The sequence below is a fragment of the Sphingobacterium sp. BS-2 genome (assembly GCF_046161205.1).
Lineage (GTDB): Bacteria > Bacteroidota > Bacteroidia > Sphingobacteriales > Sphingobacteriaceae > Sphingobacterium > Sphingobacterium mizutaii.
The window spans coordinates 59283-84454 of record NZ_JBIXGO010000017.1 but is presented as its reverse complement, the minus strand read 5'-3'; the positions used below and the strand labels follow the sequence as shown (position 1 = coordinate 84454).

The 25172-nt window shown below is 39.6% G+C and carries 27 protein-coding genes and 1 tRNA gene; 15 read left to right on the top strand and 13 right to left on the bottom strand.

Annotated features, from left to right (window positions below; genetic code table 11):
* Positions 1-3: 3 nt before the first annotated feature.
* Complete coding sequence (locus ACK2WI_RS09180) at positions 4-309, top strand: hypothetical protein (RefSeq protein ID WP_409150473.1); 306 nt, start codon at positions 4-6, stop codon at positions 307-309.
* Positions 310-326: 17 nt separating this feature from the next.
* On the top strand, positions 327-545 hold the full coding sequence (locus ACK2WI_RS09175; RefSeq protein WP_409150472.1) for a DUF2892 domain-containing protein: 219 nt from the start codon (positions 327-329) through the stop codon (positions 543-545).
* 1396 nt (positions 546-1941) lie between these two features.
* Here the strand turns inward: ACK2WI_RS09175 and ACK2WI_RS09170 are convergent.
* Positions 1942-2952, bottom strand: coding sequence for a helix-turn-helix transcriptional regulator (locus ACK2WI_RS09170; RefSeq protein WP_409150470.1), 1011 nt, complete (start codon positions 2950-2952; stop codon positions 1942-1944).
* A 225-nt stretch (positions 2953-3177) separates the two neighbouring features.
* Here ACK2WI_RS09170 and ACK2WI_RS09165 point away from each other — a divergent pair, with 225 nt between their 5' ends.
* From ACK2WI_RS09165 to ACK2WI_RS09125, 9 genes are all read left to right on the top strand, one after another.
* The gene (locus tag ACK2WI_RS09165; RefSeq protein WP_409150468.1) at positions 3178-5607 is read left to right on the top strand and encodes a TonB-dependent receptor domain-containing protein; all 2430 of its coding nucleotides are present in this window, start codon (positions 3178-3180) and stop codon (positions 5605-5607) included.
* 63 nt (positions 5608-5670) lie between these two features.
* The gene (locus ACK2WI_RS09160) at positions 5671-6453 is read left to right on the top strand and encodes a class I SAM-dependent methyltransferase (protein ID WP_409150467.1); all 783 of its coding nucleotides are present in this window, start codon (positions 5671-5673) and stop codon (positions 6451-6453) included.
* 2 nt (positions 6454-6455) lie between these two features.
* Positions 6456-7046: a hypothetical protein gene (locus tag ACK2WI_RS09155; protein ID WP_409150465.1), complete on the top strand. Its 591-nt coding sequence runs from the start codon at positions 6456-6458 to the stop codon at positions 7044-7046.
* A gap of 11 nt (positions 7047-7057) precedes the next feature.
* The gene (locus tag ACK2WI_RS09150; RefSeq protein ID WP_409150463.1) at positions 7058-7648 is read left to right on the top strand and encodes a hypothetical protein; all 591 of its coding nucleotides are present in this window, start codon (positions 7058-7060) and stop codon (positions 7646-7648) included.
* 74 nt (positions 7649-7722) lie between these two features.
* Positions 7723-8265, top strand: coding sequence for a hypothetical protein (locus ACK2WI_RS09145; protein WP_409150461.1), 543 nt, complete (start codon positions 7723-7725; stop codon positions 8263-8265).
* A gap of 29 nt (positions 8266-8294) precedes the next feature.
* Positions 8295-9575, top strand: coding sequence for a leucine-rich repeat domain-containing protein (locus ACK2WI_RS09140; RefSeq protein ID WP_409150460.1), 1281 nt, complete (start codon positions 8295-8297; stop codon positions 9573-9575).
* Positions 9576-9598: 23 nt separating this feature from the next.
* On the top strand, positions 9599-10261 hold the full coding sequence (locus ACK2WI_RS09135; protein ID WP_409150459.1) for an OmpW/AlkL family protein: 663 nt from the start codon (positions 9599-9601) through the stop codon (positions 10259-10261).
* Positions 10262-10289: 28 nt separating this feature from the next.
* Positions 10290-10943: a hypothetical protein gene (locus ACK2WI_RS09130; protein ID WP_312698245.1), complete on the top strand. Its 654-nt coding sequence runs from the start codon at positions 10290-10292 to the stop codon at positions 10941-10943.
* A 161-nt stretch (positions 10944-11104) separates the two neighbouring features.
* Positions 11105-11428, top strand: a complete 324-nt coding sequence (locus tag ACK2WI_RS09125; protein ID WP_093094949.1) for a cupin domain-containing protein — start codon at positions 11105-11107, stop codon at positions 11426-11428.
* 161 nt (positions 11429-11589) lie between these two features.
* Here ACK2WI_RS09125 and ACK2WI_RS09120 read toward each other — a convergent pair whose 3' ends face one another.
* Entirely contained in the window at positions 11590-12063 is a 474-nt protein-coding gene (locus ACK2WI_RS09120) for a hypothetical protein (RefSeq protein ID WP_409150457.1), read from the bottom strand.
* 176 nt (positions 12064-12239) lie between these two features.
* On the opposite strand from ACK2WI_RS09120, the gene ACK2WI_RS09115 reads away from it, so the two are divergent.
* A complete protein-coding gene (locus ACK2WI_RS09115) occupies positions 12240-13337 on the top strand; it encodes a hypothetical protein (protein WP_409150456.1) in 1098 nt (365 codons plus the stop codon).
* Positions 13338-13845: 508 nt separating this feature from the next.
* Here ACK2WI_RS09115 and ACK2WI_RS09110 read toward each other — a convergent pair.
* From ACK2WI_RS09110 to ACK2WI_RS09080, 7 genes are all read right to left on the bottom strand, one after another.
* On the bottom strand, positions 13846-14289 hold the full coding sequence (locus tag ACK2WI_RS09110; RefSeq protein WP_093094943.1) for a hypothetical protein: 444 nt from the start codon (positions 14287-14289) through the stop codon (positions 13846-13848).
* A 204-nt stretch (positions 14290-14493) separates the two neighbouring features.
* On the bottom strand, positions 14494-15108 hold the full coding sequence (locus tag ACK2WI_RS09105) for a hypothetical protein (RefSeq protein WP_409150455.1): 615 nt from the start codon (positions 15106-15108) through the stop codon (positions 14494-14496).
* Positions 15109-15221: 113 nt separating this feature from the next.
* Positions 15222-15707, bottom strand: coding sequence for a CPBP family intramembrane glutamic endopeptidase (locus ACK2WI_RS09100; RefSeq protein WP_409150454.1), 486 nt, complete (start codon positions 15705-15707; stop codon positions 15222-15224).
* 158 nt (positions 15708-15865) lie between these two features.
* Positions 15866-16279 carry a peroxiredoxin family protein gene (locus tag ACK2WI_RS09095; protein WP_409150681.1) on the bottom strand — a complete coding sequence of 138 codons (414 nt, stop codon included), beginning with the start codon at positions 16277-16279 and terminating at the stop codon, positions 15866-15868.
* Between the two features lie 35 nt (positions 16280-16314).
* Positions 16315-16977, bottom strand: coding sequence for a DUF4369 domain-containing protein (locus ACK2WI_RS09090; RefSeq protein WP_409150453.1), 663 nt, complete (start codon positions 16975-16977; stop codon positions 16315-16317).
* A gap of 208 nt (positions 16978-17185) precedes the next feature.
* Positions 17186-17599: a hypothetical protein gene (locus tag ACK2WI_RS09085; RefSeq protein ID WP_409150452.1), complete on the bottom strand. Its 414-nt coding sequence runs from the start codon at positions 17597-17599 to the stop codon at positions 17186-17188.
* A 2-nt stretch (positions 17600-17601) separates the two neighbouring features.
* On the bottom strand, positions 17602-17772 hold the full coding sequence (locus tag ACK2WI_RS09080; RefSeq protein ID WP_409150451.1) for a hypothetical protein: 171 nt from the start codon (positions 17770-17772) through the stop codon (positions 17602-17604).
* A 1075-nt stretch (positions 17773-18847) separates the two neighbouring features.
* On the opposite strand from ACK2WI_RS09080, the gene ACK2WI_RS09075 reads away from it, so the two are divergent.
* Positions 18848-19006: a hypothetical protein gene (locus ACK2WI_RS09075; protein ID WP_409150450.1), complete on the top strand. Its 159-nt coding sequence runs from the start codon at positions 18848-18850 to the stop codon at positions 19004-19006.
* Between the two features lie 142 nt (positions 19007-19148).
* Here the strand turns inward: ACK2WI_RS09075 and ACK2WI_RS09070 are convergent, their stop codons facing one another.
* Both ACK2WI_RS09070 and ACK2WI_RS09065 read right to left on the bottom strand, forming a co-directional pair.
* Entirely contained in the window at positions 19149-19751 is a 603-nt protein-coding gene (locus ACK2WI_RS09070) for a hypothetical protein (RefSeq protein WP_409150449.1), read from the bottom strand.
* Positions 19752-20921: 1170 nt separating this feature from the next.
* Positions 20922-20995 (bottom strand) — tRNA-Pro (locus ACK2WI_RS09065).
* A 226-nt stretch (positions 20996-21221) separates the two neighbouring features.
* On the opposite strand from ACK2WI_RS09065, the gene ACK2WI_RS09060 reads away from it, so the two are divergent.
* Positions 21222-22124, top strand: coding sequence for a hypothetical protein (locus ACK2WI_RS09060; protein WP_409150448.1), 903 nt, complete (start codon positions 21222-21224; stop codon positions 22122-22124).
* A gap of 167 nt (positions 22125-22291) precedes the next feature.
* Complete coding sequence (locus ACK2WI_RS09055; protein WP_409150447.1) at positions 22292-22591, top strand: Smr/MutS family protein; 300 nt, start codon at positions 22292-22294, stop codon at positions 22589-22591.
* On the opposite strand, the gene ACK2WI_RS09050 is transcribed toward ACK2WI_RS09055, so the two are convergent.
* Positions 22586-23692: an SMP-30/gluconolactonase/LRE family protein gene (locus tag ACK2WI_RS09050; RefSeq protein WP_409150446.1), complete on the bottom strand. Its 1107-nt coding sequence runs from the start codon at positions 23690-23692 to the stop codon at positions 22586-22588. The genes ACK2WI_RS09055 and ACK2WI_RS09050 overlap by 6 nt on opposite strands.
* Positions 23693-24152: 460 nt before the next feature.
* Positions 24153-25172 carry a DUF1080 domain-containing protein gene (locus ACK2WI_RS09045; RefSeq protein ID WP_409150445.1) on the bottom strand — a complete coding sequence of 340 codons (1020 nt, stop codon included), beginning with the start codon at positions 25170-25172 and terminating at the stop codon, positions 24153-24155.

The window sequence follows — 25172 nt, the reverse complement described above, 5'->3', positions numbered from 1 at the left end:
ATTATGAAACTATTAATCATTACAGCTGCAAATAGCTACCAATACAGCGTCAAAAATTTGCTGGCAGAAAATAATGTGATCACCTATTCTTATAGCGCCGTAACGGGCTATAGGGATAGCACCAAGGATGCAGTGAAGGATAATTGGTTCGCTTCTGAAATGAACAAGACTGAATCCTTGCTATTCTTTGCCTTTGTGCAGGATGAGCAATCTGATCAGATTTTCTCCGCCGTGGAAGAATTAAACCGGACGATGGACCTGCACTCGAAAGTGCATATCGCCATCAGTTCTATTGAAAAATCAAATTAACCAGTTAAATATCAAATATGACTAGAGAACGCTACATTAAAATGATCGCCGGTGCGATGGTTTTAATATCCAGCTTAGGAGCCTATTTTATCAATATCAATTGGATATGGCTCGCCGTATTTGTAGGTGTAAACCTATTGCAATTTTCCATTACCCAATGGTGCCTGCTGAATAACATCTTGAAGGCATTGGGGATAAAATCGGAAATAGAATGCTGCGGAACAGAAAAATGTTGATTACCTATGAGTTTAATAAGGAAGGGCTGCCTGTAATGGGCAGCTCTTTTCATTTTTGAACATATAGTTCCTATTCATATTTAAGAAGACTGTAGAATATCTTTGCTTTTCAAATTTTCGATACTCGACCCTACTTGTTGAATTAAAAGTGAGAAACCTTATTCTTATGCACAACAATCTACAGTACACTCCATTACAAAGCACTAGTTTTCTGTTGTACTCTTGAAGAATGATTATAGACCCTAACTTTTATTGCAGCTTCCTGATTTGAGGAATTTTTTAATAAAAATAATTGAACCCCTCGGGTCGGCACATCGCTAAAAAGGCCTTTCTTTTCCGGTGTCACACTGAGGAACGAAGTGTCTCGGAACCATACAAACGATGATTGGAATGACGAACAGGTCCTCAATCTTCGATTGAGAATGACAAGGTCATGAGGTGGAGAATCGTACAGATTCTTCACTAATCGTTCAGAATTGGAAGCCTCCTGAGAGGGATTCTTCGCTGTGCTCTGAATCTATTTTTTTATTTTTTTTAGGATGGTTGTCATCCCGAAATCGTAAGATGAGGGAACTATTTTTTTTCATTATAAACCCATTTAAAGGATTTTCAGAAAAATATTTCACCCACGCTGTGGGTTATCCTTTAGACGATCCAATTTTCTATAAAGATTCCACCCCTTCCAGGGGTTCCCAATTTATACAAACAACCATCCTTCCGCAGGAAGTCCTTTAGCCCCGGCTCATTTCCTTGGCGGACAAATGGAAAGAATGCCGTCGACTTGTGCGATGGGATTGCTAAAATAATTGAACCCTTCTAGGGTTCTTTTCTTGCTAGGATTCTGCATTGTTAGTGGGTCAAGGAACATTCATCCTTCCGGAGGAAGCCCTTTAGCCCCCGGCTCATTTCCAGTGGCGGAGAGATGGATAGAATGCCGTCGACTTGTGCGATGGGATTGGCCTTGGAATGCTTTCAAAAAATTCTCCATCTAAAGGGAGAATTTTGAAGGAAGATATTCCCGACAACAAGGCATTCTATCCATGTGTGTGGGAATGTGCGAAGAGCCACCTTAAATGAGCCAAAGGTTTTTGGTTACTTTTGGGCTCCAAAAGTAACAATGAGAATTGGTATCCCTGAGCTCCTTCGTCGGTTTGGTACTTTTGGGCTCCAAAAGTAACGATGATTAAACTTTCGCATTCAGCAGCAATAAATGCGAAATTTCGACAATTTCAAAGAACAACCGACAAACAGGGCCGCTTACAAGGACCTAGTTCTAAATAACGATTAGAGCACCTAGATTTCTTGCATCCCCCTTGCTTGAGTTGCAATTTAAAATTTTAATCCAAAAGAAAAACAAAAGCCAATGTTATGTTTTCTATAAGAAAACAGGTGCTCATTAATATTCCTTTCTTTTCCTATTTCTGGCAACATCACCTGGATGTATCCCAAAAAATTCCTTATAGGCACTGGTAAAATTTGAAGGTTTTTGATAGCCAACTTGCATGGCAATTTCCTTCAACAATAAATTCTTTTGGGTAAGAAGCTCATGCGCCTTTTGCATCCTTATCCGTTGTGTATAGGCATGGATGGTACTGTTAAAGGTCTTCTTAAAATTAGTTTTGAGCTTTGTTTCGTTTAGACCAACCATCCCTGCCAGATCCTTTATGGTTGGGGGTTGGATATATTGATCCTCCAAAATGTTTTTCGCTTCTTCTATTTTTTCAATATCCGCATCATGCATGGCCGGTCTTGCCAACTGTTCTGAATGCAAACTGGCTTGCTGTTCCAATTGCAGCATCAGCAATTCAGCAATCTTTATCTCAAGACATAGACGATGAAATGAACCCTTTCGACTACAGTTACGAACCTTCTCGATTATCTGTTTCATATCCAGGCTCAATGGCGCAAAATCTAGAGGCAAACTAATCCTATCTCCATCCATAACCGCTTTAATCAGACCATCCTGATTGCTGTAATTATGAGGGATAATCCGATGGCTGAACTCCGGAGAAAGAAGGATGATAAAGGAATTGACCATTAAAGCCGGTTCATAAATTATCTTTAAATTATTGGCATTAAAAATCTCGAATTTATGCTCCCCTCTTTGTAACTTTAAACCAGAGGCATGACTGCTCTCCATGTCCATGATCCTTACATCTCCCTCAAGATGAAAAACAATGAGCAACACATTATCCTTGAAAGACAAGTTTGCAGTAGCCCGCTGAGAAAGATGGGAATGGACATCTATAAGAATCAGTCCATCCGTATGGAAGAACCTAAATAGGCCGTCTGAAAGCTCCTCATTGCCCAATAGCAGTTCTTTCAGCTCAGACCCTAGGTCATAAACATCAGGAACAACGATGCTGGCTTTTTCAGCTCCTTTCCGATTCGTCCATATCAATTCCATCTGCAATCGCGGTTACTAAATACTTCTATTTTGGGCACTTTTACTTCCATTTTGGGCACTCGAAAAATCTCACTTTAGATATCTTTGTAAAGATAATTTATATTTAGTATAAATCTAAATAACAACACGCATTCAACTGCTTATTACAATTGAATGAAGATTATCAAGATACGAGTCGGAATATTTTATATGCTAGGAATTTTTAGGTACTGCTTTCTATTGGTAATGATGAACACAATATGTCAAATAGTTTATGGAAACATATCCATCTCTCAACAGCAATTCTTGATCGAAGGAAAAGTACTGACCAATGAAAAAGAACCCATTCCTAACGTAAGTATTATTTTAAAAACCAACCATAAAATCTCGACCAAAACGGACGCCCAAGGGTCCTTCAAACTTAGCCTGCCCGAAGGAAGCCATACACTCGTTTTTAGCCATCAATCCTATCAGTCTTTTGAAGGAATCTTTAGGATAGCTGAAAATGAAAGTAACAAGCATTTTTACGAGATCTACCTTAAGGAAAAACGGATAGAGATCCAAGAGGTAGACATTAAGGGACAGAAAGTATTATCCGCTGCCCCATCTCTCAAAACCATCAAACTGGAACATAAGCAGATTGCAGGGGGAACTTCGGTGGCTGTGATGACTCCAGAGGTTCAGCGTCTGGAAACCATTAAGGATGCTTTGAAATATGAGCCAGGAGTGGTCATACAAGAGTTTTTTGGAGCAAATGACCAACCTCGCTTGAGCATACGGGGGTCGGGTATCCAAAGCAATCCCCAACGCCGAGGTGTATATCTTTTACAGGATGGCATCCCCATTAATTTCGCTGATGGCTCCTTTATTATCGGTGTAATGGATCCAGCTATTACCGAATCGATCGAGACTTTCAAAGGAGCAAATGCCCTTCGCTATGGCGCAGCAACGCTTGGTGGTGCCGTTAATTTCAATTCCCATACCGGTCGATTTGCGTCGGGCATACAAGCAAAAGTCGAAGGCGGATCTTTCGGCTATACGCAGGGCAATTTGATGGCAGGCAAGCATTGGGGAAAGTCAGATGCCTTCCTTTCAGTCTCTGGGAGCCGTCAAGATGGTTTTCGTCAGCACAATAACAATAGAAAGATGAATGTAGCCGGCAATTTCGGCCATCGTTTTTCCAACAATATTGACAGTCGTCTTTTTCTCAATTATTCGTATATCAATTTCGATGTACCGGGTCCACTGACCATGCAAATGCTTTTGGAGGACCCTTCACAAATCAACAAGGGAATAGCCTTGCCCTATTATATGGGCCCCAATATCGAACGCGACAAGCCGGGACGAGAAGCTGAAGTATTACGGATTGCCAACCGAACTGCCTTCCGCATTTCAGCGAATACCGATATTACTGTTTCCGCATATTATCAGCTTATCAAAGATCGTTTTGTATTTCCCATCGTACTTTCCACCCAAAGATCAACGGGAACTGATGGAGGAATCAGCATTCAAGCCGAGCATAGGATGGATAAAGGCCGACTCATGGTCGGTTTCCTAGAAAGCCATGGCAATATAGACCGCAGAGGGCATATCAATGTCAATGGATTGGACTCCTACATGTTCAGCAAGGACAAGCTGAATGCAGTAAACCTCACTTTTTACACGGAATATCAACATCGTTTTAATGAACGCTTCCAGCTGATTACTAATATTCAGGCCGTCAATAACGAACGGAACAGCGAAGATGTATTCCCTGATCCCGAATTACGCCCTTGGTATAGCCATTCATCGCATAAGTACCGCTATTTCCACTCCTACAGCCAATCGCTAGACCAACAGTTCAGATCTGTAAATCCACGGATTGGCGCAATTTACAATGCCGGTCGAAACAAGGATATCCAATTTTTTGGCAATGTCAGCACAAGCTATGAGCCCCCAACCTTTGATGAACTGGTCGGTACAAAAGTAACAGCCAATATCAACACCAGCCCGAAAGAGTTCTTTGCCATCAAACTGGACAAACAATCTTCTACCACGGTAGAAATTGGCACAAGGAATGAGAACACTCGTTACAGCTGGAATATCTCCCTGTACCGTTCTTGGGTAAAGAACGAACTTCTGGAAGTGAAGGATTTTGTGCTGGGTGTGAAGCAAACCAAGAACTATCCCCAGACGATACATCAAGGGATAGAATTTGCAGCAATGGCAATTCCTTTCCAAGGAGTCCTCTATCCAAAGGATCAAATTTCAGTGAAAGGGATGTACACCTACAGCGACTTTTTCTTCTCTGCGGGAGATTATGAAGGCAAAAAACTGGCTGGCGTTCCACCCCATTACCTGACCGCCGCCATAGAATATAAAAATCCAGGCAAGTTCTTCGTTTCGCTCAATGCCGAAAGCCAACCCCTAAAAAGCCCGATAGACCATACGAATACAGTCTTTCAGAAACCGTTTACCATCCTTGGCATGCGTGCGGGGGTTGATGGCTGGAAAAACTTTTCATTCTACGTAGAAGGCAAGAACATCCTGAACAGATATTATGCTTCGAGCTACATCATCAGCGACCAGATCTTGCTCCCTCCTATTCCATTCCCTGAATTTACGGTGAACAATGTGGCGTTTTTCATGCCGGGGCAGACTAGGGCTTTTTATGCAGGACTCACTTATAAATTTTAAGATAGAAATAAAACAAAGAGAGCAGGATTCATAACCCTAAGCTCTCCAAACTCAATACAAAAAATGTCAATAGAAGAAAAATTAAATGAAAAACAAGGACACTGGATACTTGCCAAGGTAGGTAAGAAAGTGTTGCGTCCCGGAGGTCGTGAACTTACGAAAAAACTGATGGACAATATGGACATCAACTCCGCAGACGATGTCGTGGAGTTTGCTCCAGGTCTCGGCTTTACAGCTTCGATTGCATGCGCGAAAAAACCAAACAGCTATACCGGGGTGGACAACAATCATCAGGCTGCAGAGCTGGCCCGTAAGAACGTAAAATACGATAAGGTTAAGTTCATTGTCGCAGATGCTTCTGATACGACGATCCCTTCAGGCTATGCATCAAAAGTCTACGGCGAGGCGATGTTGACCATGCAACCGCTGGAACATAAGAAAGCGATCATAAAGGAAGCTTCGCGCCTCTTGAAACCCGGTGGCTACTACGGTATCCATGAACTGGGCCTTCAACCAGAAAACATCAGTGAAGAAATAAAACAGAGCGTGTACAAAGACCTCAGCTCCAATATCCGTGTCCATGCGCGCCCATTGACCATCTCCGAATGGAGCCAATTGCTGGTCGATGAAGGCTTTGAAATTGTCAAAGTAGACAGCAATGCCATGGCGCTCTTGGAGCCAAAGCGTGTCTTGGCAGATGAAGGCCTCTTTCGGACCATGAAAATCATCTTCAATGTATTGACCCATGGCGACCTAAGAAAACGAATCCTTCAGATGCGTCAAACATTCAAGAAGCATAAGAACGACATCAATGCTGTAGCTATTGTTGCTCGAAAAAAGATCTAGATATGAGGGCATTTGGTTTCATAGGGATGATGTTGATCCTGTTTTGCGCGTGTTCAGGCGACGATTATTTATCGCCTGACCTGAACGACCCTAGCTTATTGCCCGATAGATCGGATTACCTAAGCAAAGATTATGGGACGCAGGCCTTGGCAAAGGAAATCTTCGAAGCTTATACAGGCTATAAAAACGACAGCGTACTGATTAAAATGATCATGTACGACGATGCAACACGCAAGCAGCCATTGCTGACTTTTACAGAACAAAAATGGCCCATTAATATGCGTTGGCTAGCCAACGGAGCTTTAGAATTGGGTTATAGGAATTTCCAGACCGAAATGATGCCCCTTAAAATGACAGCCAACATCAATGTCCTACTGGAATTGAACAGCACAAAAGACACGATCTGGCTACGGGGTACCGATGGAAAGATCCGAACGGCAGAAGCTTCAGGCCAAGCTATCGGAACGCCTCTGCCCCAAAGTGATGACGCCGAACTACAGGGTTATTACGTCCGAAGCAGCAAGAAACTAAGTGTCCTGCTGGACCTCATGTTGCCCATTCCCATAAAAGCCCATATAACGGGCTCTAAATAAATTAGAAATCCATGTTCACAAAAAGCATAATTAGAAAACTAACTTACTTCTTGTTCTTCTTGCTCAGCGGGTTGATGCTCTTCTCATGTAGCAAGGAAGATGAAGATACCGGAGGCAGTACCCTGATCAAACAATATGGTCTGACAGGTCAATACCGATTTCAAGTTATTCCGACTATGATGGGGACTATCCCCATTGCAACGGGCACCGTCGATGGCACAGTTAGCGATGAAGGCAATGGGGTTTTGAGGCTCCGTTTCAATGGCTTCCGCGCTAATCCCATGCCCTTTGAGATGAGTGTAGATGCCAGCTTTACCATTTCAGAAACTGCAAAAGGACTGCTGGTACAAAATATTGAGGGCAAAAGCTTCTTTGATGCAGACCCTCCCGCTGGCGGGGCTGATCCCGATGTTGACCCTGGATTTGAAATCCCTGAGGAAGCCCTAAAGAAAGGCTTGCACAGCAATGGCAAGTCCAAGCTGACCGGTACAATCGATAAGAACCCCAACGGGTCAGGTGCGATGCAATATGACCTTAAACTGGATCCCGCGGTGTCACTACCCGTAGTGGTGATCATCAAATCTGTCCAAAAACTGAATTAAACCCATAAAACAAGCTCACATACTAGCTGATACTACTTCAAAAATTTTTATTTATCATTCAAAAATCCATCATTATGAGCGCAAACCAATCTACAGGAGCAATCTCCCTAACAGGCATATTCCAAGTAAAAGTATTCTTTGACCCCATGGGGGATTTATTCACTAACCTAGCAAAAGGGCTATTAAACCCAGATGGGTACCATTATATTAAACTATCCGCTAAAACATCCGAAATAACAAAAGTAGAATTCTGCGATGCCAACGGTAATATCAGTGGTCTGAACCCCGGAAATCCACCTTCATCTTATGGCGACTTCGACTATGCCTCAACCAAACATTATTGGAAAAACCAAATGCCCATGGCCTTAGCTTTGCAGGACGTTAGCTTTACATTCAACCAAGCAACAGGAAATATAAGCCAAGGAAATCCCCTGAAAGCATTGGCAAGAAGAAACGGAAACCCGGGTAGCAGCATCCCTCCTTTTATCAATCCAAGTCAGGATTCTGATGGTTCAGCGGCAATTATTACCACTACTGGTAACTCTGCCCAGGCCTTTTCCATTCGGATAAAATTAGGTTTCCAAATCCCTTTTCAAATCGTGTTGACAAAAATCTAATTCCATAGTAATTCCAATTCCCGATGGCTATGCGCAGAATACTAGGCTTTTTGTCGATCGCACTGTTTTTATTGGCTTCCTGTAACAAGGAAGAATTCCCAATAAACTCCTCCTTTTTCATTACCTCAGAAAATGACAGCAAAACCCTTGTTTACGAGGGTAAAAAAGCTGGCGATTTTGAGCATGCAGCCGACCAAATGGATTGGTCTGGCATCAAGAAACTGATCCTAAAAGGACATATCAACAATAAAGATATAGGCATCATCAAACGCTACATAGCCGAGACATTTGATGGCGAATTAAGGGAACTGGATTTTCGAGACGCCGAAGTCTTTGAAGGCCAATTCATCAACTCCCCTTTCCATAAGCTGAAAAACCTGGAACATTTCGTTTATCCTAAAAAGATCAAAAGCACTGGCGATAATGTCATGTCTGAATCCTTCTGGGTTCGGGAGATCATTATTCCTCAGGATGTAGAAATCATTGGGGATAGAACCTTCGAAATCGTTAGCTTCAGGATAGATTTTCAAGGAACTGGACAGGTGTTCCCCATAGACATTCCGTACATGGCAAAGGAAAGATATCAATTACCCAATACGGTAAAAGAAATCGGGGAATTTGCTTACAGATACTATCCTTATCAGGAACTTTCACTACCCGAATCCGTTGAAACAATAAAGCGAGGCTGTTTTGCAAACAGCAAACTGACCAGCTTTACTTTCCCAGCGAAGGTAACAGCAGTGCCCGATGAATGCTTCTTCTTAAGCAATGATCTGGAAAGCATAAACCTGCCCGAAGGCTTGACATCCATTGGATCCGCAGCGTTTGAAGGCACTAAAATTCAGGAATTGCTGATGCCTGATGGAGTTAACCAAGTTGGAGAAGGTTTCCTTTCCGGAATCAAACTAAAGAAAATCAAATGGTCCCAAAGCCTGACCGAATTAAGTGTGCGAGCCATGCGTGGAAGTCAATTGGATGAACTCCATATACCCAACCAGATCACAAAAATCGGAGAAAGCTGCTTTTACCAAAGTACCATCAAGCGAATATGGTTCCATCAAAACATTTCCAGTCTGGGTCTAGGCTTTATCAATGGAATGAGTAATCTAGAAGAAGTGCATATTACATGGGCCATACCGCCAGCAGCAAACAGCTTATTCAACGATATCCTCATCAGTCCATTGGGAAAACCTGAGTACAACAAAAGCCCAGATTTTGAAAAGGTGAAACTTTTCGTCCCCAAAGGGACTTCCATCGCCTATAAAAATGCAGCGGGCTGGAAAAATTTCAAACAGATCATAGAGGAATAGGTATGCTCAGGAATAATCGAAATATGACCCTTCCGCTACTTGTTATAGTATTGTATCTGTTAACCAGCAACGCTCTGTATGCACAGGACGATGGTTTTAAAAGGTTTACCGTAAAGCTTTTTGGCGGATATTCCAGGACCAATGAAAGCAGTCACCTGCAAAAAGTCGGCGGGATCTATGAGTTGAATAATTCCCCTTCCGTAGGCTTTGGCATTGCCTGGTTCCTTAGCCCCTCTTGGTCTACCGAAGTCAGCGCCTCTGCTGGCCACTATCGAATGTCCATGAAAAACGGCGACTACTCCAGTATGAAGGTATTGCGAGATGAGATTCCCTTAGGTAGGGTTTGGCTGGCACCGATAAGCCTTTCCATTCGCTATCATGTCAATCGATGGAATAAAATAAAACCATACCTCGCCGCAGGACGAAGCTTTTTATTATTTGACCAAGAAGATCCAGGATGGGCAGCCGATGCCGTGGAATACCATAGCCGTTCGGCCTTGCACCTCGGTCTGGGCGTCGACTATCAACTCCATGAAAGTTGGTTTCTGCAACTGGACCTCAAACATTTCTTGGCAAACCGAGCAAAGGTCAACCCTGATTTCACAAAATCGGTCGGCTGGAAACTCAATGGTCAGCTAAAACCTGACCCAACACAAATGACAATCGGAATTGGATACCGCTTTTAAAAATATTATTAACAAAAATTAAATGATCATGAACAGAAGACAATTTAGCAGCCGTTTATTTGTAGGAGCCTTTGCCCTGATGACCTTGGGCATCGCTTCATGCAACGAAGATAAAGATGAAGTTACAGTAACTCCGGTGGTACCCAAAACCGATGCAGAAATCCTAGCGGAACTCAAAGAAGAACTGCGGACCAGCATGAAATATAATAGTAGCTATAAAGAGCTACAATATAGTTCCAATTTAAACCCTGATTTTAAAGCAGCAAAGGACTTTAGTGAATCCCTTAAATCAATTCAATGGGACAACAATGAGAATAAATACATGGCTTCAAACCTTGTAATCGATAAAAAAGCCAAGCTCTACTTTTCTGTAGGTGGAAGCTACTACTTCTTCGAAAACTTCGGCCTGAAGAAAGAAAACGACCTCTATACCATAACGGCAAAATTAGAGGACATGTTCCAGATTACACAGGAAGGAACCACAACAAAGCCAACAGGTATGGGTTTTTCAATGTCCGCAACCTATAACGTCAAAACAGGTAAAACCATCCAAATATTAGAAGCCATGGCCAATGAAACTGTCATAATGGTCATTGCTTCCGTATGGGTACAGGATAAAAGCATAACCAAACCCACCAAGTCTCCTGTAGGCAAAGACCCTAATGATTTTATTGATTTTTAATGATAAGATCATTAAATTATATCGGGTAAGCAATAAGTGCTCTTTAAGCAACAGACAACAAGGATGCTAAGCGTATAGGCATCATACAATCTATCAGCCTTTCCAACAAGAAGAATCCTTTTGTTGGAAAGGTTATTATAAAAAGAAAAACATAAAATAATATGGCAACAATAGAAACAGGTTTTGTTTTTTCACTAAAAGAAAGAATAGAATATTCAAAAAACAGTGTGGTAAGCCAACAGGTTATCAAAAGTAAGGCTGGCAATATTACCCTATTCGCATTTGACAAAGACGAACAGCTCAGCGAACATTCCGCTCCCTTTGATGCTGCACTACAGGTTCTGGACGGCGAAGCCCTGATCCATATCGCCCGTGAACCCCATGTGGTCAAGGAAGGCGAAATGATCATCCTACCAGCAAACATCCCCCACGAAGTCTATGCCACAACAGCATTCAAAATGATGCTGACCATGATCAAAGGCTAAGGGTATAAGTTGGGTATATTGAGTAGAAATCTAATGCTTTCAAAAACTCCTTGGGAATTGAACTAAGGAGTTTTTTTGTTAATGGCAGGGATGCAAATGTAGATGGGACAACTAAGTTAAATGATAAAGGTATGTATAAGGACAGCTCAATTTCCAGCCTTTTAGTGATAGATAATAAAAAGATAATCATCGTCCTGTGCTTTCTGAAAACCAAAGAATGACTCAATTTGATGGTCCTTTACCAAGACATAGATAGGCGGATAATCCGCAAAGGTCAATTTATAGATATCTGGATAACGTTTCGGATTAAATCTCAAAAACTTTGCCTTATCTTCTTCCTTGAACTCTTCATATCCAACCAAATTAATATTATCACTAAGCATATTTTCCTTAAATGCAGCAATAAAGGGTTCATGAGTTCCCTTTTGGAAATATTCCACGGAATTGACTGCATCCTCATAGTTGGAATCTACATAAACCACATACTTATCGACAATCTCATCTGACCATTTTTGACCTTCAAATATTTCCTTATAGAAAGTTTTGATGAGTTTTTTGGCTGAATTGGTTTCTTGGGAAAAGGAAGGTGCATGGAGCATGAAAACCATGGTTAGTGCTGTGATAAGTGCTTTCATAATAATATAATAGTTTACATATATAAAGGAAAGAAAATAGATTTAATAAAAAAAAGTATTAACCAGTGAAGTGGGATGGTTATCTATTTAAGACATTGAGTGTTAATTCATGGCTAACAACCTATTATCATTTTTGTACTTGTAAAAGAGATTATCGTATCTTTAGGTAAACATTCATGAAAACCAAATTTACTTTAATAATAATTTTTTCCTTTTTTGCAAATTACTTGATTGGCCAGATCGTTCTACTAGACTCTATTTCCAATGATCCAATCCCTGCTGTAAGTGTTTTTGATTCAAACGGAACATTGATAAATATCAGTGATAAAAACGGACATGTTCAGTTAAAGAAAGAAAAACTGCATTCTATAGAAAATTTAACCTTTCAACATCTTTCATATCGCTCAAAGGAAATTAGCTTAAAAAGTATTTTGTCATTTGAAAAGATAATAAAGCTAACACCATCAACTATCAGTATAGATGAAATCGAAATCAATAATAATTCAAAAGATTGGTTAGTTCTAAGAGGGTACTATCGTGTATTGGAAACCTTTGATGGCAAAAATAAATATTTTTCCGATGGCATAGTGCAATTCTTTATCCCGCTGACTGATAAAAAGGAAAAGAAAAGGCATATATTAGAAGATTATCGAGTTTTTGGCAATGATAAGACAATTCGAGCCTTCAAAGAAGTAATGGGACCATTTTCTGAACTTCCTCGAATTGCAAACATTGATTCTAATCCTATTCATAGCAGCTTATCAAATGAGTATGAATTGAAGAAAGAATCGAAGCTGGTCAATATCTACAAGCATGGAAATAAAGTTGGCGAAATAGGTTTTAGCCCAAATGGTGAAGCACAAACTTATATTGATTTGGTACAGCCTGATTCTATGATCAAGAAAAAAATATTTCGTGTGGAAGGAATACGTACAAGTCAAGTCCGAATTGAAACATACGATGCTAACAATTTTTCTGAAATAAGCCTAGAACATCTTAAAGGCTGGTATAGCAATAATATCGGAAGTATAAAACGGAAAAGAAAATTGGGTTATTTCCCATATGAGACATTATCCGAATTCTATGTATTGGAACGTTTTTTCTTAACTTCACTAGAAGTACAAGAAAAGAAAAACCTATTTAACAAGAGCATCTATCTGGAAGAAAAAAGTGATTACTCTATGGAGTTTTGGAAAGAACTAGACCAATTTGGAATCCCTCCTCTTCCTTCCGGAATTACCAAACAATTTGGAAAACAATTAATGGAATTTTGATGTTACGCAAATTTGCATTTGAAAACAGATTATGCAGAAAATTCCATTTGACTCTTTTTAGTTTACTTTGGTTAAGCATTGGCACTTTATTAAATACTTTTTCTTCAATAATTTCTTAAGGTTCGAACCAGGGTTCAAATCTGCCACACCGGACACAATAAAAGCGAGAACAGCCATGGCCTGGAGCGGTGGGGTTTCGCAAGCAACTAATGAGCGAGGGGAAAATGAATTATTTCTTGTACAGACTTTTTTAACCTCTGTCGTGGTTATACAAATGTTGTCTGCCGAAATTACTTCTGCAATTTTTATATCGTTTATATTGTGAGTTTCAATGTTCATTTTGCTTGTCTGTCCTTTGTTGCATGGTGGTTCTCGCTAAAGGTTTACTAATTTGTGCAGAAATGGCATTGCTTGCAGAACCATTGTCGTACCGCACTAAATTAAGTAAATAACTGATGAATTAACGTAAACCACCGTCAGCCATTTTTGAGCAAATTTGCTGTTAGGCTCAGCTATTTTTTATTCTGTCAAAAATGTCTACAACAACATCTTCTGGTCGAACGGAAAGCTGGTATTTGTCATTAATTATTTCAATTTGTTTATTACTTAATTCTAAATCTTGAACAGTAAATTCGTCATCTATTTGTGTATAAGGATCTTCCTCAATAAGTTCAAAAAAGGCTATAGAAATTCCTTTATCAAAATACTCTTGAAATTTTTCAGTTGGAACATAAGGATTAAGTACTTGGTCTGAATGAGAAGGGAATAATTTATTCTTGGCTTTATATTCTTTGTAAAGTTTTTTTAGACCTTCAATAGCTTCATCTTCGGTATGACCTAAAACCTCCACATCGTCATTCAAAAATTTTGCAAAGTATTTTGGATTTTTTGGATTTATCTTATAATCAAAAATTCCCGTTACTATCTTATATTTTCCTTCTGAAAATTCCATTGATATTCTGTTCTTGTAAAGTTGCGCCTAACTTATTTATAACTCTCATGAAACCTCTCCAAATACAACCACAATAGGTCGGCTTTACACAACTTTCGTAAGTGGTTCTTTTATCATTGTTCCTAAAATACAAAAAAAAGCCCATGCAATCTCATTGACTTTCTTCGATTGCTCTATTTAGTTTCAAAGTGTTTAAAAAGTAATCTATATCCCTGAGTGTTTGTGCCAAACCGTTCTACTCCAATTCCTGTTTTTTAATTTCTCTCGACCTTTCCAATTCTTTTTTCGCGTGTTCTGCTGTTCCGTCGACTGCTTCCCATTTTCTTCGGCTTTTATAATCGCTAGCAACCTTTCTTCCTCCTGCTTCACCCATAGTTTAAGTTCTTTGGGGTTGCTGTTGTAGATGGAATCAATATCCAATGACACCGGTGGATAAAACAATCTCATCATACGGATTTTTATGTCACCGTCTTGTAGAGCCGAGTTTGATCTCCAAAGCTGAAAGTTGGCGAAAAGAGAAAAGAACGATATCAATAGCAGAACCAAGCCCGTAATGATGTAGGGCTTTGGGTTTCCGGTAATGCGATGCTCTACGCCGACCTGTATTTTTTTTGGCAGTTCACGAATCAGCGTCCGCTGCTCGCCGAAAGCGGCGACAAGGTTATCGCTCACTTTGCTGTATTTTAGAATGGCTGTTTTTAGTCCGGCAAATGTTTCCTCCTTTATATTGCTGTCCAGTTCTTGGCTGATTTCTGCCAGCGCTGCCGAATAGTCTTTGTCCTCGAGCTTCTCTTCGATAATGTTCAGCCGTCTGTCCATCAGCGTGAGTATATCCTGCTGGTCATAGGCTACTTTTTAGCTTCCCGACACCATGCACTCCCGCAGGTCCTGCATATCCTCACGGAGTTTATGCTTCACCATTTTTAACAGTTTTAAAATTTTGATTTAAACAAATCAAGGAATGCGGGTGCAGATAGATTCAAGAAATCGACCAGAAAATGAGATGCAATCACCCATCTTAAACTATCAGTTTTTTTATAGGTGATTGCCCAGACCAGCCCCATAATAAAAGTGGAAAAGATGACTTCATAGCCCCTAAATAATTCCGAGTTAATTCCAAATACGCCATGATTCACGGAAAACACGACACTGGTAAATAAGAGGGCAAGGGCTCTGTTCCATGTCTTGGTCGAATCCATCAAAAGCCCTCTCCAATAGAACTCTTCAAGGAAAGGGTTGATTAGCGCTAATAAAATCCAAGGTAGCCAGATTGTCCAGTCAGCCAATAGATAATTAAATTTAAGAAAAATAGGTAAAGGGATAAGTCCGACAATAATTGCAACAATATTCCATCCCCAATTTTTTTGAGGCTTTTTAAGCCAAGTAAAACACAACATCTCCTTTATTCTTCGAATCATTTCGAAGGATAAAATTTAAAGATCAAAAGAAAAAAAACCAAGAAAAGAATTAAAACTCACCAGCGATTCGTCCTAATGGTTTGAATTAGGAAAGATAGAAATACACCATACTTTAAACATCTTGACCCATAACCCAAAATATCTCATTCAGAAAAACATTACTCCAATTTGAAATCCAAATTTGTAATAATTCCCTTTTCATCAATTAAAATACTTCTTGGAATTGCCTCAATATTATACAATACATTAATTGGACTTTTCCATCCTTGAAGGTCGGAAAGATGAATTGCCCATTCAAAGTCTAATTTTTTTATACCGTTTATCCAGCTTGATTTATTATTGTCAAGTGAAATCGCCACTATTTGGTAATCCAAATTGTTCCTGGCAAAATCTTTTAATTTTGGTAAATTATCAATACAAGGTCCGCACCAAGTAGCCCAGAAATCCAGAAGGACCTTTTTACCTTTAAAATCACTTAATTTTACCGTTTGGCCATCCTGATTGAACATCGAAAAGTCTGGAGCTTCTGAGCCAACTTTCAGTTTCTTCTTCGCTAGAATGACATTGAGCAACTCCAATCCTTCCTTGGGCTCCCTAAGTTTGGGATTTAAGAGCTTAAAACATCCTCAAGTTGGTTTATATCTTTTTTTAGAGGTACAGGAGTAAAGTATTTAAGGATAAATAAGGAAATATAATTGTCTGGATTATCCTTTATCAATGAAATTACATAAGGATCCCTTTTTTCCATATACATAAAGGCGGAATCACTTAGTTTTTGCTGTAAAGTTTCATCTTCGACTTCATTTGCCAACTTATGAAACTTTGAGGACTCTTCTCCATATAAGTCATACAACTTATCGAATATTTGCATCAACCTAAACTTATCGTTCACTGGAATATCAAATGAGCTTGTGAAGCCTCTTTTTTCACCTGTTATTTCATTGTACTTTGGCTTAGCCAATGTCGCTTTGCTTTCGCCAGCGCTCAACATGAACCAATATTCTGATTTATCACTTTTACTGATCAATCTTGAATAAACTCCAGGAGTATTTAGCGAGCCTTTAAATATAAACTTTCCCTCTTCAACTCTAGCAGAATCGTTAATTACAGGGTTCATTTTGCTATAGTCAATATACTTTAAATATAAGGTCTCCCCTTCTAAATTTAAAGAACTATCAATTTTGCAAAGAAGTGAATAATTGCCTTGGGGAAAACCAATCGAAATAAATAAAGAAAAAATAATCGTTAAGCAATAGTTAATTGGCTGCATATTAATTGTTTGACAACTAAAATAAAAATAACGATTCTTTTTAAAAAGAAGTTATATCTAGCTCAAACAAACTGTCCTATATGGTTCTACATTTCTTCAATTTCATAATAAGCTTCTTTCTCTCAGGTTTGGTATTTCTAAAATTCAAATAGAGAACCCCGCTTTTCAACGGGGTTCTAAACTATTAATTAATGACTATAGGTACTTTCTAATTAGATAACTTATAAATCGAATTATCTATGGTATATTGATAAATTTCAATATTATCAGTTTGCCTAAAATTAGAAATATTTAAGGGACTTTTATTCCATCTTTTTGGATTAAGCTCACGGTCACTACGTTTAAACATTTGAATTTTACCATCTTCAAAAACAATTTTAATGGAGTCTATATCAAGATTATTTTTTCGGTAATTATTAGGCGCTAGAGATTCTTTTTTCTTGATTTTGTGGCGATATATATGTCTAATGTCCTTATCTATTCCATTCTTGCTTTCATACCTTGTTAATTCTAAATCAAGATCAGTGTCATTTACAAATAGGTAAGACAGCTCTAGTTTAGGTGTTTCTACTATACAGGAAGTCAATTGAGCAATTATTATTACAGAGAAAATTCTTTTCATCGTTAATAACTTAAATACATGTTAAATAGATCATTTATTTGAGCATCTGTCACTCCCATGTGCGAAATATGGATTTTCTTGTCTTTCCCAACAGACGATGCCCAATTACTATTGGGATAATGGTGATCCTCCTCGGGGAGGATCTCTTGCTTAAAAGGAGTTAGGATAATCATGAAGTAATTATTTCAAACATTTTCTCTAAAATATAAATTTTATCTAATTACGATATATCATTCATATGAAGTATTGGTTAAATGTTTTCTACAAAAAACCTATCCACTCTATTTTACGATATGTTTAAGGTTTATTTTATCGGTATTTGGACCACACATCTTAGAAATCCCATTACCGGCTACATCCTTGAGGAAAGGTTTTTTGTTTCATGCTGAGAAGTAAAGGTTTGGTAAAATTTATCGAAAGGTGATGACAGCAAAGTGGAAGGCAAAAAATGCTTTTCTAATTTTAGCGATATAACCCCTTTTGGGGTTCCATTATTTTAGCAGACATGGCCAATTAGCCTGAAAGTCGTGCAAAAGCGATGTTCGATTAATCGAACATCGCTTTTGCATTAGCCCTATATTGTTCAATACCATTCATCTAAAATAATTCTGCCCTTCCAGGGCAGTATGTCGCCAAAAGAGATATACATCAGGGAAATAAATATGGGTCTAAATACCTAGAAACACAGTTCTACAAAATGTCATTGCTAGGAACGAAGATTCTTGGAGCCATTCAGAAAATGATATCAGAACCATAGATAAAACAACATCATTGGCGAACAAGTCCTTGATCTTCGATCAAGGATGACAAGGAAGTGTTGAGACATTTACGTACAGATTCTTCACTGATCGTTCAGAATTGGATATTCCTGAGAGGGATTCAGAGCACAGCGAAGAATTTATTTTTGTTATTTTTAGGATATCCTGTCATCGAAATCGTGAGATGAGAAAACTATTTTAAATGATTGCGGATAGTCCCGAGACCCTTCGGGGGTCCCCAGGGTGACACAAAATAGTTATAGAAAAATATTTCACCCACGCTGTGGGTTATCCGATTAACAATTCGTTTTTCTACAAAGATATCACCCCTTCCAGGGGTTTTCTACAAACAAACATTTATCCTTCCGCAGGTAGTCCTTTAGCCTCCGGCTCATTTCCTTGGCGGACAAATGGAAAGAATGCCGATGCCCTGTGCGATGGGATTGGCCTTGGAATGCTTTCAAAAAATTCTCCATCTAAGAGGAGAATTTTGAAGGAAGATATTCCCGACAACAAGGCATTCTATCCATGTATGGAAGCCCGTGCGAAAAGCCACCTTAAATGGGCCGAAGCGTTTACGGATTCGAGTTGTTTTTTTGGTATCCGTGAGCTCCTTCGTCGGTTTGGTACTTTTGCGCTTCAAAAGTAACATAGAAAAAATCTTTTGTTTTTTCCTTAAAAAATAACACTGTACCCGACCGGACACAAAAAAAAAGCTCGACCTAAGTCGAGCGTAAATCCTATTATCCTTTTTGGAATCACATTACAAGTAAAATAATATATATTTCAGATTAAAATATATAAGAAATACCTGTACTTATAAAAAGTGAAGGATTATTATCAGTAAGCCCTTCCATTGCAAGAGCTGGTCCTCCAAGAAAGTTAACTTGAAAACCACTATCTTTAATTTGTTGACGTATTCCCCAAAAGATGGCTCCGCCAAACTGGAAACTTTTATTATTGGATTGTTCTAATTTATTCAAAGGAAACAGGTTAGAATAAGCGGTTGCTCCTACAAAAGATCCGCTGTTGCCAGCTGTGTTTTTACCTTTTCTCTCCCTACTTCCAATATTATAATAAAATTTGTAATCAACGGATAGGTCAGTTCCAAGCTGTACGCCAAAATTATCTATATAATATGTTAAAGATATACCAGCAGAACCTTCCACTGTCGATCTCTTAGCTATTGGTATTTCTCGCGAATAGTTTATTCCAGTTGGAAAAACCCCTAAATTGATCCGATTCAATGGCTTTACCTGCCTTTCCTGTGCACTGCTAACCGTTATAGAAAACAGCAACACAACTATTGTTATGTAATTTTTCATCAAACTATATCCTTTTTTTATTCTTCTTTTTTCCAAGCGCTCCTGCTTTCCATTGTCCATTATCTCCATTGTATCTATTTTTATAAGAGGCGCAAAGGTAATATTATTTTTAATTAATTTTATTGCCTAAAAGAATATTTTATCTTAATATCATTAAATTAATGAAAAAACAAAGCGGAACTATCCCAAGGAACAAGAATGCCAATAGGATAATTTAATTCTGAACAATTCGTGAAGAATCTGTACGGGTCTTCTCCCTAAAATCTTGTCATCCTTAACCGAAGGTTAAGGAACTGTAAACCAGTGTAACCCACGATGTTTTTTATTTTGATGTTTTGCATAATGAGATAATCGAATAAAGTTCAGTACTACACAAAAAAGTTAAACTTAATGACATTGCCCGCTGGGGGTTGCCTATCCATGCAAACATCTTCCTTCCGAAGGAAGTCCTTTAGCCCACGGCTCATTTCCTTGGCGGACAAATGGAAAGAATGCCGATGACCTGTGCGATGGGATTGCTAAAATAATTAACCCCCTCTAGGGTTCTTTTCTTGCTAGGGATCTGCATTGTTAGTGAGTTAAGGAACATTCATACTTCCGAAGGAAGTCCTTTAGCCTCCGGCTCATTTCCTTGGCGGACAAATGGAAAGAATGCCGATGCTCTGTGAGATGGGATTGGCCTTGGAATACTTTCAAAAAATTCTCCATCTAAGAGGAGAATTTTGAAGGAAGATATTCCCGACAACAAGGCATTCTATCCATGTATGGAAGCCCGTGCGAAAAGCTACCTTAAATGAGCCGAAGCGTTTTACGGATTCGAGTTGTTTTTTTGGTATCCGTGAGCTCCTTCGTCAGTTTGGTTCTTTTACGCTCCAAAAGTAAAAGAGAATCAATCTTTTGTTTTTTTCCATAAAAAATAACACTGTACCCGGACACAAAAAAGCTCGACCTAAGTCGAGCGTAAATCCTATTATCGTCTTAACTAGCACGGCAGAAAGGCTCTAAATACTAAATACTTAATACTAAATACTCTCTACTAAATACTCTCCCCACAGGATTGGCTCAGCCCCACAAACCCCGCACTCAAACCCTGAGCCATCCTGTGGGGGGTTGGCCATAAAAAATCGAAGCTTCACCGGAGGTGATCTTTTTTCATTCAGGGGCTTGAGCACAAATAAATTTGGCTCTGCCCCTGAATGAAAAAAGCCTCCCGCTATGCGGAAGGCTTCGATTTTTTAGTCGGGGTGGCAGGATTCGAACCTACGACCTCCACATCCCAAATGTGGCGCGATACCGGGCTACGCTACACCCCGAGAAGGTATCACCTTTTTTCTTGTGTGGCACAAATATACAATCTTTCCCCACAATCTTCCAAATGATAAAAGCAACATTAAATTAACCAATTGATTATTATGCCAATAAAATTAAATTTCCTCGACACATTATCCCACATTTGAACGTTTATACTTATAAATAGGATTTAAATACGATATTTGGGGTGGAATTCATCTTCCATCACACATAATTATCAATAAAATTATGACAAAAATTTTCAGAAATTGCTTGATCTTAACCCTGTGCCTGACGGCCTGTGTTTCCAATAATAAGGAACAACAAAACTCCGACAGTAGCACGGTGGAGAATCCCGAAGAATACAACCTGACCAAAGCGGAGGCCTTGGAGGATTATATCCTGGCCCTCGACTCCACAGATATTGAAAGCGTGGGAAAAGCAACCTCTAAATTCAAGGAACTTTTTGAAAAGAAGGAAAACCCAGAAAATGATAAAGGAGTAGCCCTGATCATGGACTATATCGACAAGCTATCCATGTATGCGCACCGCTCGGCTTTTGATGATGAAACAAACTACCGCCCATTGGTTAACATTGAATTCGATGGCGGCAAAGCGGCCGTTCCAAGTGATCTGGAACAAGCTTATGACAAGATCAACCGCAACGGTTTCCGTGTTCGCGAAACAGAAGGTATGTTCGATCTAGAAGCTAACCCGATCTATTTCCAGGAGAACTTCTACCCTTATATCACTTCTGACCTAGAAATATTTTTGCAACAGATCGGACGTGATAATATGGAAGGATATGCAGAAGATGCAGCCATCGCGATCCCATTCCAGTCTTTGGTTCAGCGAACGATCTGGTATGAAGACTTCGCCAATAAGACCAAAGGCACAGTCGCAGGCGAAAAAGCACAGAAAGAATACGAGAAATACTTCACGACGCTAACCATCGGGATGGACAATACCCCAGCCATCGAAAGTCAGCAGATCTCACCCTACTTCCAGGAAGCCTACAGCTACCTCAAGGATTTTTCACCCAACTCTGCCACCTACAAAAAACTGGAACCCTACATTGCACTCCTTCAAGAACAAAAAATCGACGAAGCCAAAGCCATGTTACCAAGTTTAATCGGCAGATCCATCAATTAATCCTTAACTTTGCCCCATAAGACATAAGAGATAAGAAATAAGAGATAAGTGATAAGTATTAAATCGGTCAACTCTAATTAGGGATGGACATTTCTCATATCTCATATCTCATATCTCATGTCTAAATACTAAATACTAAATACTAAATACTAAATACTCTTTAATTAATGTCCCTACCCAAGCCCCGCAAAACTGTCGACCTGCATGCCGAAGCATTTTTGGCCGATTTGGACAGCTATGAACTGGATGAACTATTGGCAGAAACGATAGATTACCTTAGGGAACAGCTAGACGCGGCGATTTATTGGGGATATCCGGAAATCAAGTTTATCCATGGAAAAGGCAAAGGAGCGCTTAAAAACGCGGTCTATGAGGAACTGAAGATCTACAAGCAATCCAATGCCATCAGTCATTTCCATCCCTCCTATTCCAATGAAGATATTGTAGTGGTGGTAATCGGGCTATAAGACCTTGACCCGATAGACTTCATAAGGATATTGTACCAAGTCTTTCCCATCATTCCATTGCGGTAGCAACTGCATTTGTGCACAAGAAAAATACAGGTATCCATCCGAACCAACACCTAGGGAATCCGGCCATATCAAACGTGGATCTTGAACCACGATTTCCAATTTACCCTCAGGGGTCAATCTGCGAATGGAATAATCAAGAGAAGTTGTCAAATAGATATTTCCTTCATGATCAGCGACAAGTCCATGCGTGATCCCGACCTCGCCCATATCTTCCACCTTGGATTTCAAGGCTTCATCAGTCAGACTTGCATCTGCCAGAAACTTGGTTTCAATCCTATACAAGTTCATCGCATTGATCGGTTTAAAATAAAACCACTTATTGTCCTTAGTCAATGCAATACCATTGACATTTGACCTGAATGGATTAGCATCCTTGTCCCGCATCTCATGTCCATTATAGGATAGTACGGCATCAGGTTTTGCCAAGGTAAAGCTGCTATTGCTCAAGAGCTTTCTACTTTTCCCGGTCTTGAGATCTAGCACAATAATGGAGGCTTGGCCACGATCGGATAGGTAAGCCAATTTCTTATCAGTATCTACACGAACATCATTTAAACCCGATTTACTCTTGTCCAAATCATCAAACGTAAATATTTGCTTGACCTGATTGCTCTTCAAATCTATCTGAACCAGCTTAAACTGACCTTCCTTCTTATCGCTTCCCCCCTCTTTTCCAAAAATGGAACCTGAAGGAGCCGGTTTGGAATCTAAAACCCACAATTGATCATCGGTATCCACATAGATATCTTGCACATTGACAAAATGCTCCTTATAGTCGCCTTCCACAGCATTCCATTCTGCATTTGGAAAGGCTTTGCGTTCGCCATTGACGATCTCGGTCAATCCAAATAGATAGGGATCCTTATGTGGAAAGGAAACAAATACTCGGTTATCAGAAGAAACGGAGACACCGATGGGTTGCGACTTCCCAAAGGAAGCTACCACCTGCAGATTAGGATCTTGTTTTTGGCTCATAGCATTGAAAATAAAGGAAACAGCTAATAGGATATATAAGGATAAAGTTTTCATCATCATTCGAATTTGTTGCAAGATTTACCAGCACCTAACTAAACAACAAAAGTTACAAAATACTGTTTGGACAAATCAATTTGGAAGAGAATAATTCTATCCAACAAAACCGATAATTTCCAAGCATATTAATGGACTTCATTCGAGGCATCTTCGAGAATGCTTCGAGGATCATTCGAATATGACCTGAATAAAATTTTAGCCAGCATGGAATTTTCCGAACATGCCTCGAATGAGTCTCGAATAAGACCCCATATATAATCCCAAAATCTCCCCGATTTCAAAGATTTTTCAGCCAAAATTCTATCCAAGAACCATAAAGCAAAAAAGGAGCCCGCTACCGCTAGCAAGCTCCTTAATTATTATATTTTCAGACCATGTAAAAGACATAGGTCTAAATACCATTTTTCTTTAGCACTCAATAGAGACCCAACAGGTCTAACTACTAAATACTTAATACTAAATACTATTTAACCCCTTCCGTAATCGTAATTTTCCTAAATTCGATCGGTCCATGGTCCCCTTGGATATAAAGTGGTCCCGGTTCGCCTTCTTTTGAATCAAGCGCACCACCAGTGATTCCAGGGATTTCTTGTTTGTCAATCACTGTTTTGCCATTGATAGCCACCGTAACCAAACGGCCTACAAGCGTGATTTCCATATTGTTCCATTCATTAGGACCATTGGTTACCATTGCATTTGGCGTCAAGAATCCGTAGATAGCGCCGAAATAAAGGTTTCCAGGATGTCTATCTTTTGGAGAGTCTTCGATCTGAACTTCGTAACGACCTCTTAGGTAAACACCAGAGTTACTTCCTTCAGGGTATTTGAACTCTAGGTTCAATTTAAAGTCCTCGAATGATTTTTCAGTGATCAGGTTTGCACCAGCATCTTCATTGGTCAAAATGCCATCCTTAACCACCCATTTGTTCTTATCGTTTGATGGTTTCCAACCGGTCAGGTCTTTTCCATTGAACAATTCCACAGGTTTGCCCCAAGTAGGTTCAGCCGTGCGGTTCAGGTAAGGTGCTTTTGTACCGGTGAAAGTATATTTCTCACCATTATTGTTGGTGATGGTACCTTTGATTTCAGCACCTGCCAATTCGCCTTCAATCGTAATATCACCAGTGCCACCTTCCCATTGCGGTGGGATAGCGAAGGAGAACTTGCCATCTTGAAGTTTGATATGGGAGATGGGTCTGCTACTGCCGCTATCTCCTACCCAGTACCCTACCAAGGTAGTGAATCCAGATAATTTGATTTCAATCCAAGAAGGCACTTGTTTGCCATTCTTGTCTACGTTCAAGTCCCAACGACCCAATAGGTCTTTAGATTCTTCTGGGATGGTTTGAGATGCTGGGTTGTGTTCCACATCTTCTTTTTTGTCTTGATTGTCTGCTTTATCCGAGTTACCGTTTTGGCACGAAGTCAAGCCTAATCCAAGAATACTGGTGAAAGCTAAACCGTAAGCAAGTTGTTTGATCAT

What these genes read in the sequence shown, in the direction of transcription:
- ACK2WI_RS09170 (WP_409150470.1), bottom strand. Translation starts at nt 2,952, where the DNA reads ATGGAATTGATATGGACGAATCGGAAAGGAGCTGAAAAAGCCAGCATC.
- ACK2WI_RS09140 (WP_409150460.1), top strand. Translation starts at nt 8,295, where the DNA reads ATGCGCAGAATACTAGGCTTTTTGTCGATCGCACTGTTTTTATTGGCT.
- ACK2WI_RS09175 (WP_409150472.1), top strand. Translation starts at nt 327, where the DNA reads ATGACTAGAGAACGCTACATTAAAATGATCGCCGGTGCGATGGTTTTA.
- ACK2WI_RS09150 (WP_409150463.1), top strand. Translation starts at nt 7,058, where the DNA reads ATGTTCACAAAAAGCATAATTAGAAAACTAACTTACTTCTTGTTCTTC.
- ACK2WI_RS09135 (WP_409150459.1), top strand. Translation starts at nt 9,599, where the DNA reads ATGACCCTTCCGCTACTTGTTATAGTATTGTATCTGTTAACCAGCAAC.
- ACK2WI_RS09145 (WP_409150461.1), top strand. Translation starts at nt 7,723, where the DNA reads ATGAGCGCAAACCAATCTACAGGAGCAATCTCCCTAACAGGCATATTC.
- ACK2WI_RS09180 (WP_409150473.1), top strand. Translation starts at nt 4, where the DNA reads ATGAAACTATTAATCATTACAGCTGCAAATAGCTACCAATACAGCGTC.
- ACK2WI_RS09155 (WP_409150465.1), top strand. Translation starts at nt 6,456, where the DNA reads ATGAGGGCATTTGGTTTCATAGGGATGATGTTGATCCTGTTTTGCGCG.
- ACK2WI_RS09045 (WP_409150445.1), bottom strand. Translation starts at nt 25,172, where the DNA reads ATGATCAAACAACTTGCTTACGGTTTAGCTTTCACCAGTATTCTTGGA.
- ACK2WI_RS09120 (WP_409150457.1), bottom strand. Translation starts at nt 12,063, where the DNA reads ATGAAAGCACTTATCACAGCACTAACCATGGTTTTCATGCTCCATGCA.
- ACK2WI_RS09160 (WP_409150467.1), top strand. Translation starts at nt 5,671, where the DNA reads ATGTCAATAGAAGAAAAATTAAATGAAAAACAAGGACACTGGATACTT.
- ACK2WI_RS09100 (WP_409150454.1), bottom strand. Translation starts at nt 15,707, where the DNA reads ATGATTCGAAGAATAAAGGAGATGTTGTGTTTTACTTGGCTTAAAAAG.
- ACK2WI_RS09060 (WP_409150448.1), top strand. Translation starts at nt 21,222, where the DNA reads ATGACAAAAATTTTCAGAAATTGCTTGATCTTAACCCTGTGCCTGACG.
- ACK2WI_RS09115 (WP_409150456.1), top strand. Translation starts at nt 12,240, where the DNA reads ATGAAAACCAAATTTACTTTAATAATAATTTTTTCCTTTTTTGCAAAT.
- ACK2WI_RS09055 (WP_409150447.1), top strand. Translation starts at nt 22,292, where the DNA reads ATGTCCCTACCCAAGCCCCGCAAAACTGTCGACCTGCATGCCGAAGCA.
- ACK2WI_RS09070 (WP_409150449.1), bottom strand. Translation starts at nt 19,751, where the DNA reads ATGGAGATAATGGACAATGGAAAGCAGGAGCGCTTGGAAAAAAGAAGA.
- ACK2WI_RS09125 (WP_093094949.1), top strand. Translation starts at nt 11,105, where the DNA reads ATGGCAACAATAGAAACAGGTTTTGTTTTTTCACTAAAAGAAAGAATA.
- ACK2WI_RS09110 (WP_093094943.1), bottom strand. Translation starts at nt 14,289, where the DNA reads ATGGAATTTTCAGAAGGAAAATATAAGATAGTAACGGGAATTTTTGAT.
- ACK2WI_RS09105 (WP_409150455.1), bottom strand. Translation starts at nt 15,108, where the DNA reads ATGGACAGACGGCTGAACATTATCGAAGAGAAGCTCGAGGACAAAGAC.
- ACK2WI_RS09130 (WP_312698245.1), top strand. Translation starts at nt 10,290, where the DNA reads ATGAACAGAAGACAATTTAGCAGCCGTTTATTTGTAGGAGCCTTTGCC.
- ACK2WI_RS09165 (WP_409150468.1), top strand. Translation starts at nt 3,178, where the DNA reads ATGATGAACACAATATGTCAAATAGTTTATGGAAACATATCCATCTCT.
- ACK2WI_RS09080 (WP_409150451.1), bottom strand. Translation starts at nt 17,772, where the DNA reads ATGATTATCCTAACTCCTTTTAAGCAAGAGATCCTCCCCGAGGAGGAT.
- ACK2WI_RS09090 (WP_409150453.1), bottom strand. Translation starts at nt 16,977, where the DNA reads ATGCAGCCAATTAACTATTGCTTAACGATTATTTTTTCTTTATTTATT.
- ACK2WI_RS09050 (WP_409150446.1), bottom strand. Translation starts at nt 23,692, where the DNA reads ATGATGATGAAAACTTTATCCTTATATATCCTATTAGCTGTTTCCTTT.
- ACK2WI_RS09085 (WP_409150452.1), bottom strand. Translation starts at nt 17,599, where the DNA reads ATGAAAAGAATTTTCTCTGTAATAATAATTGCTCAATTGACTTCCTGT.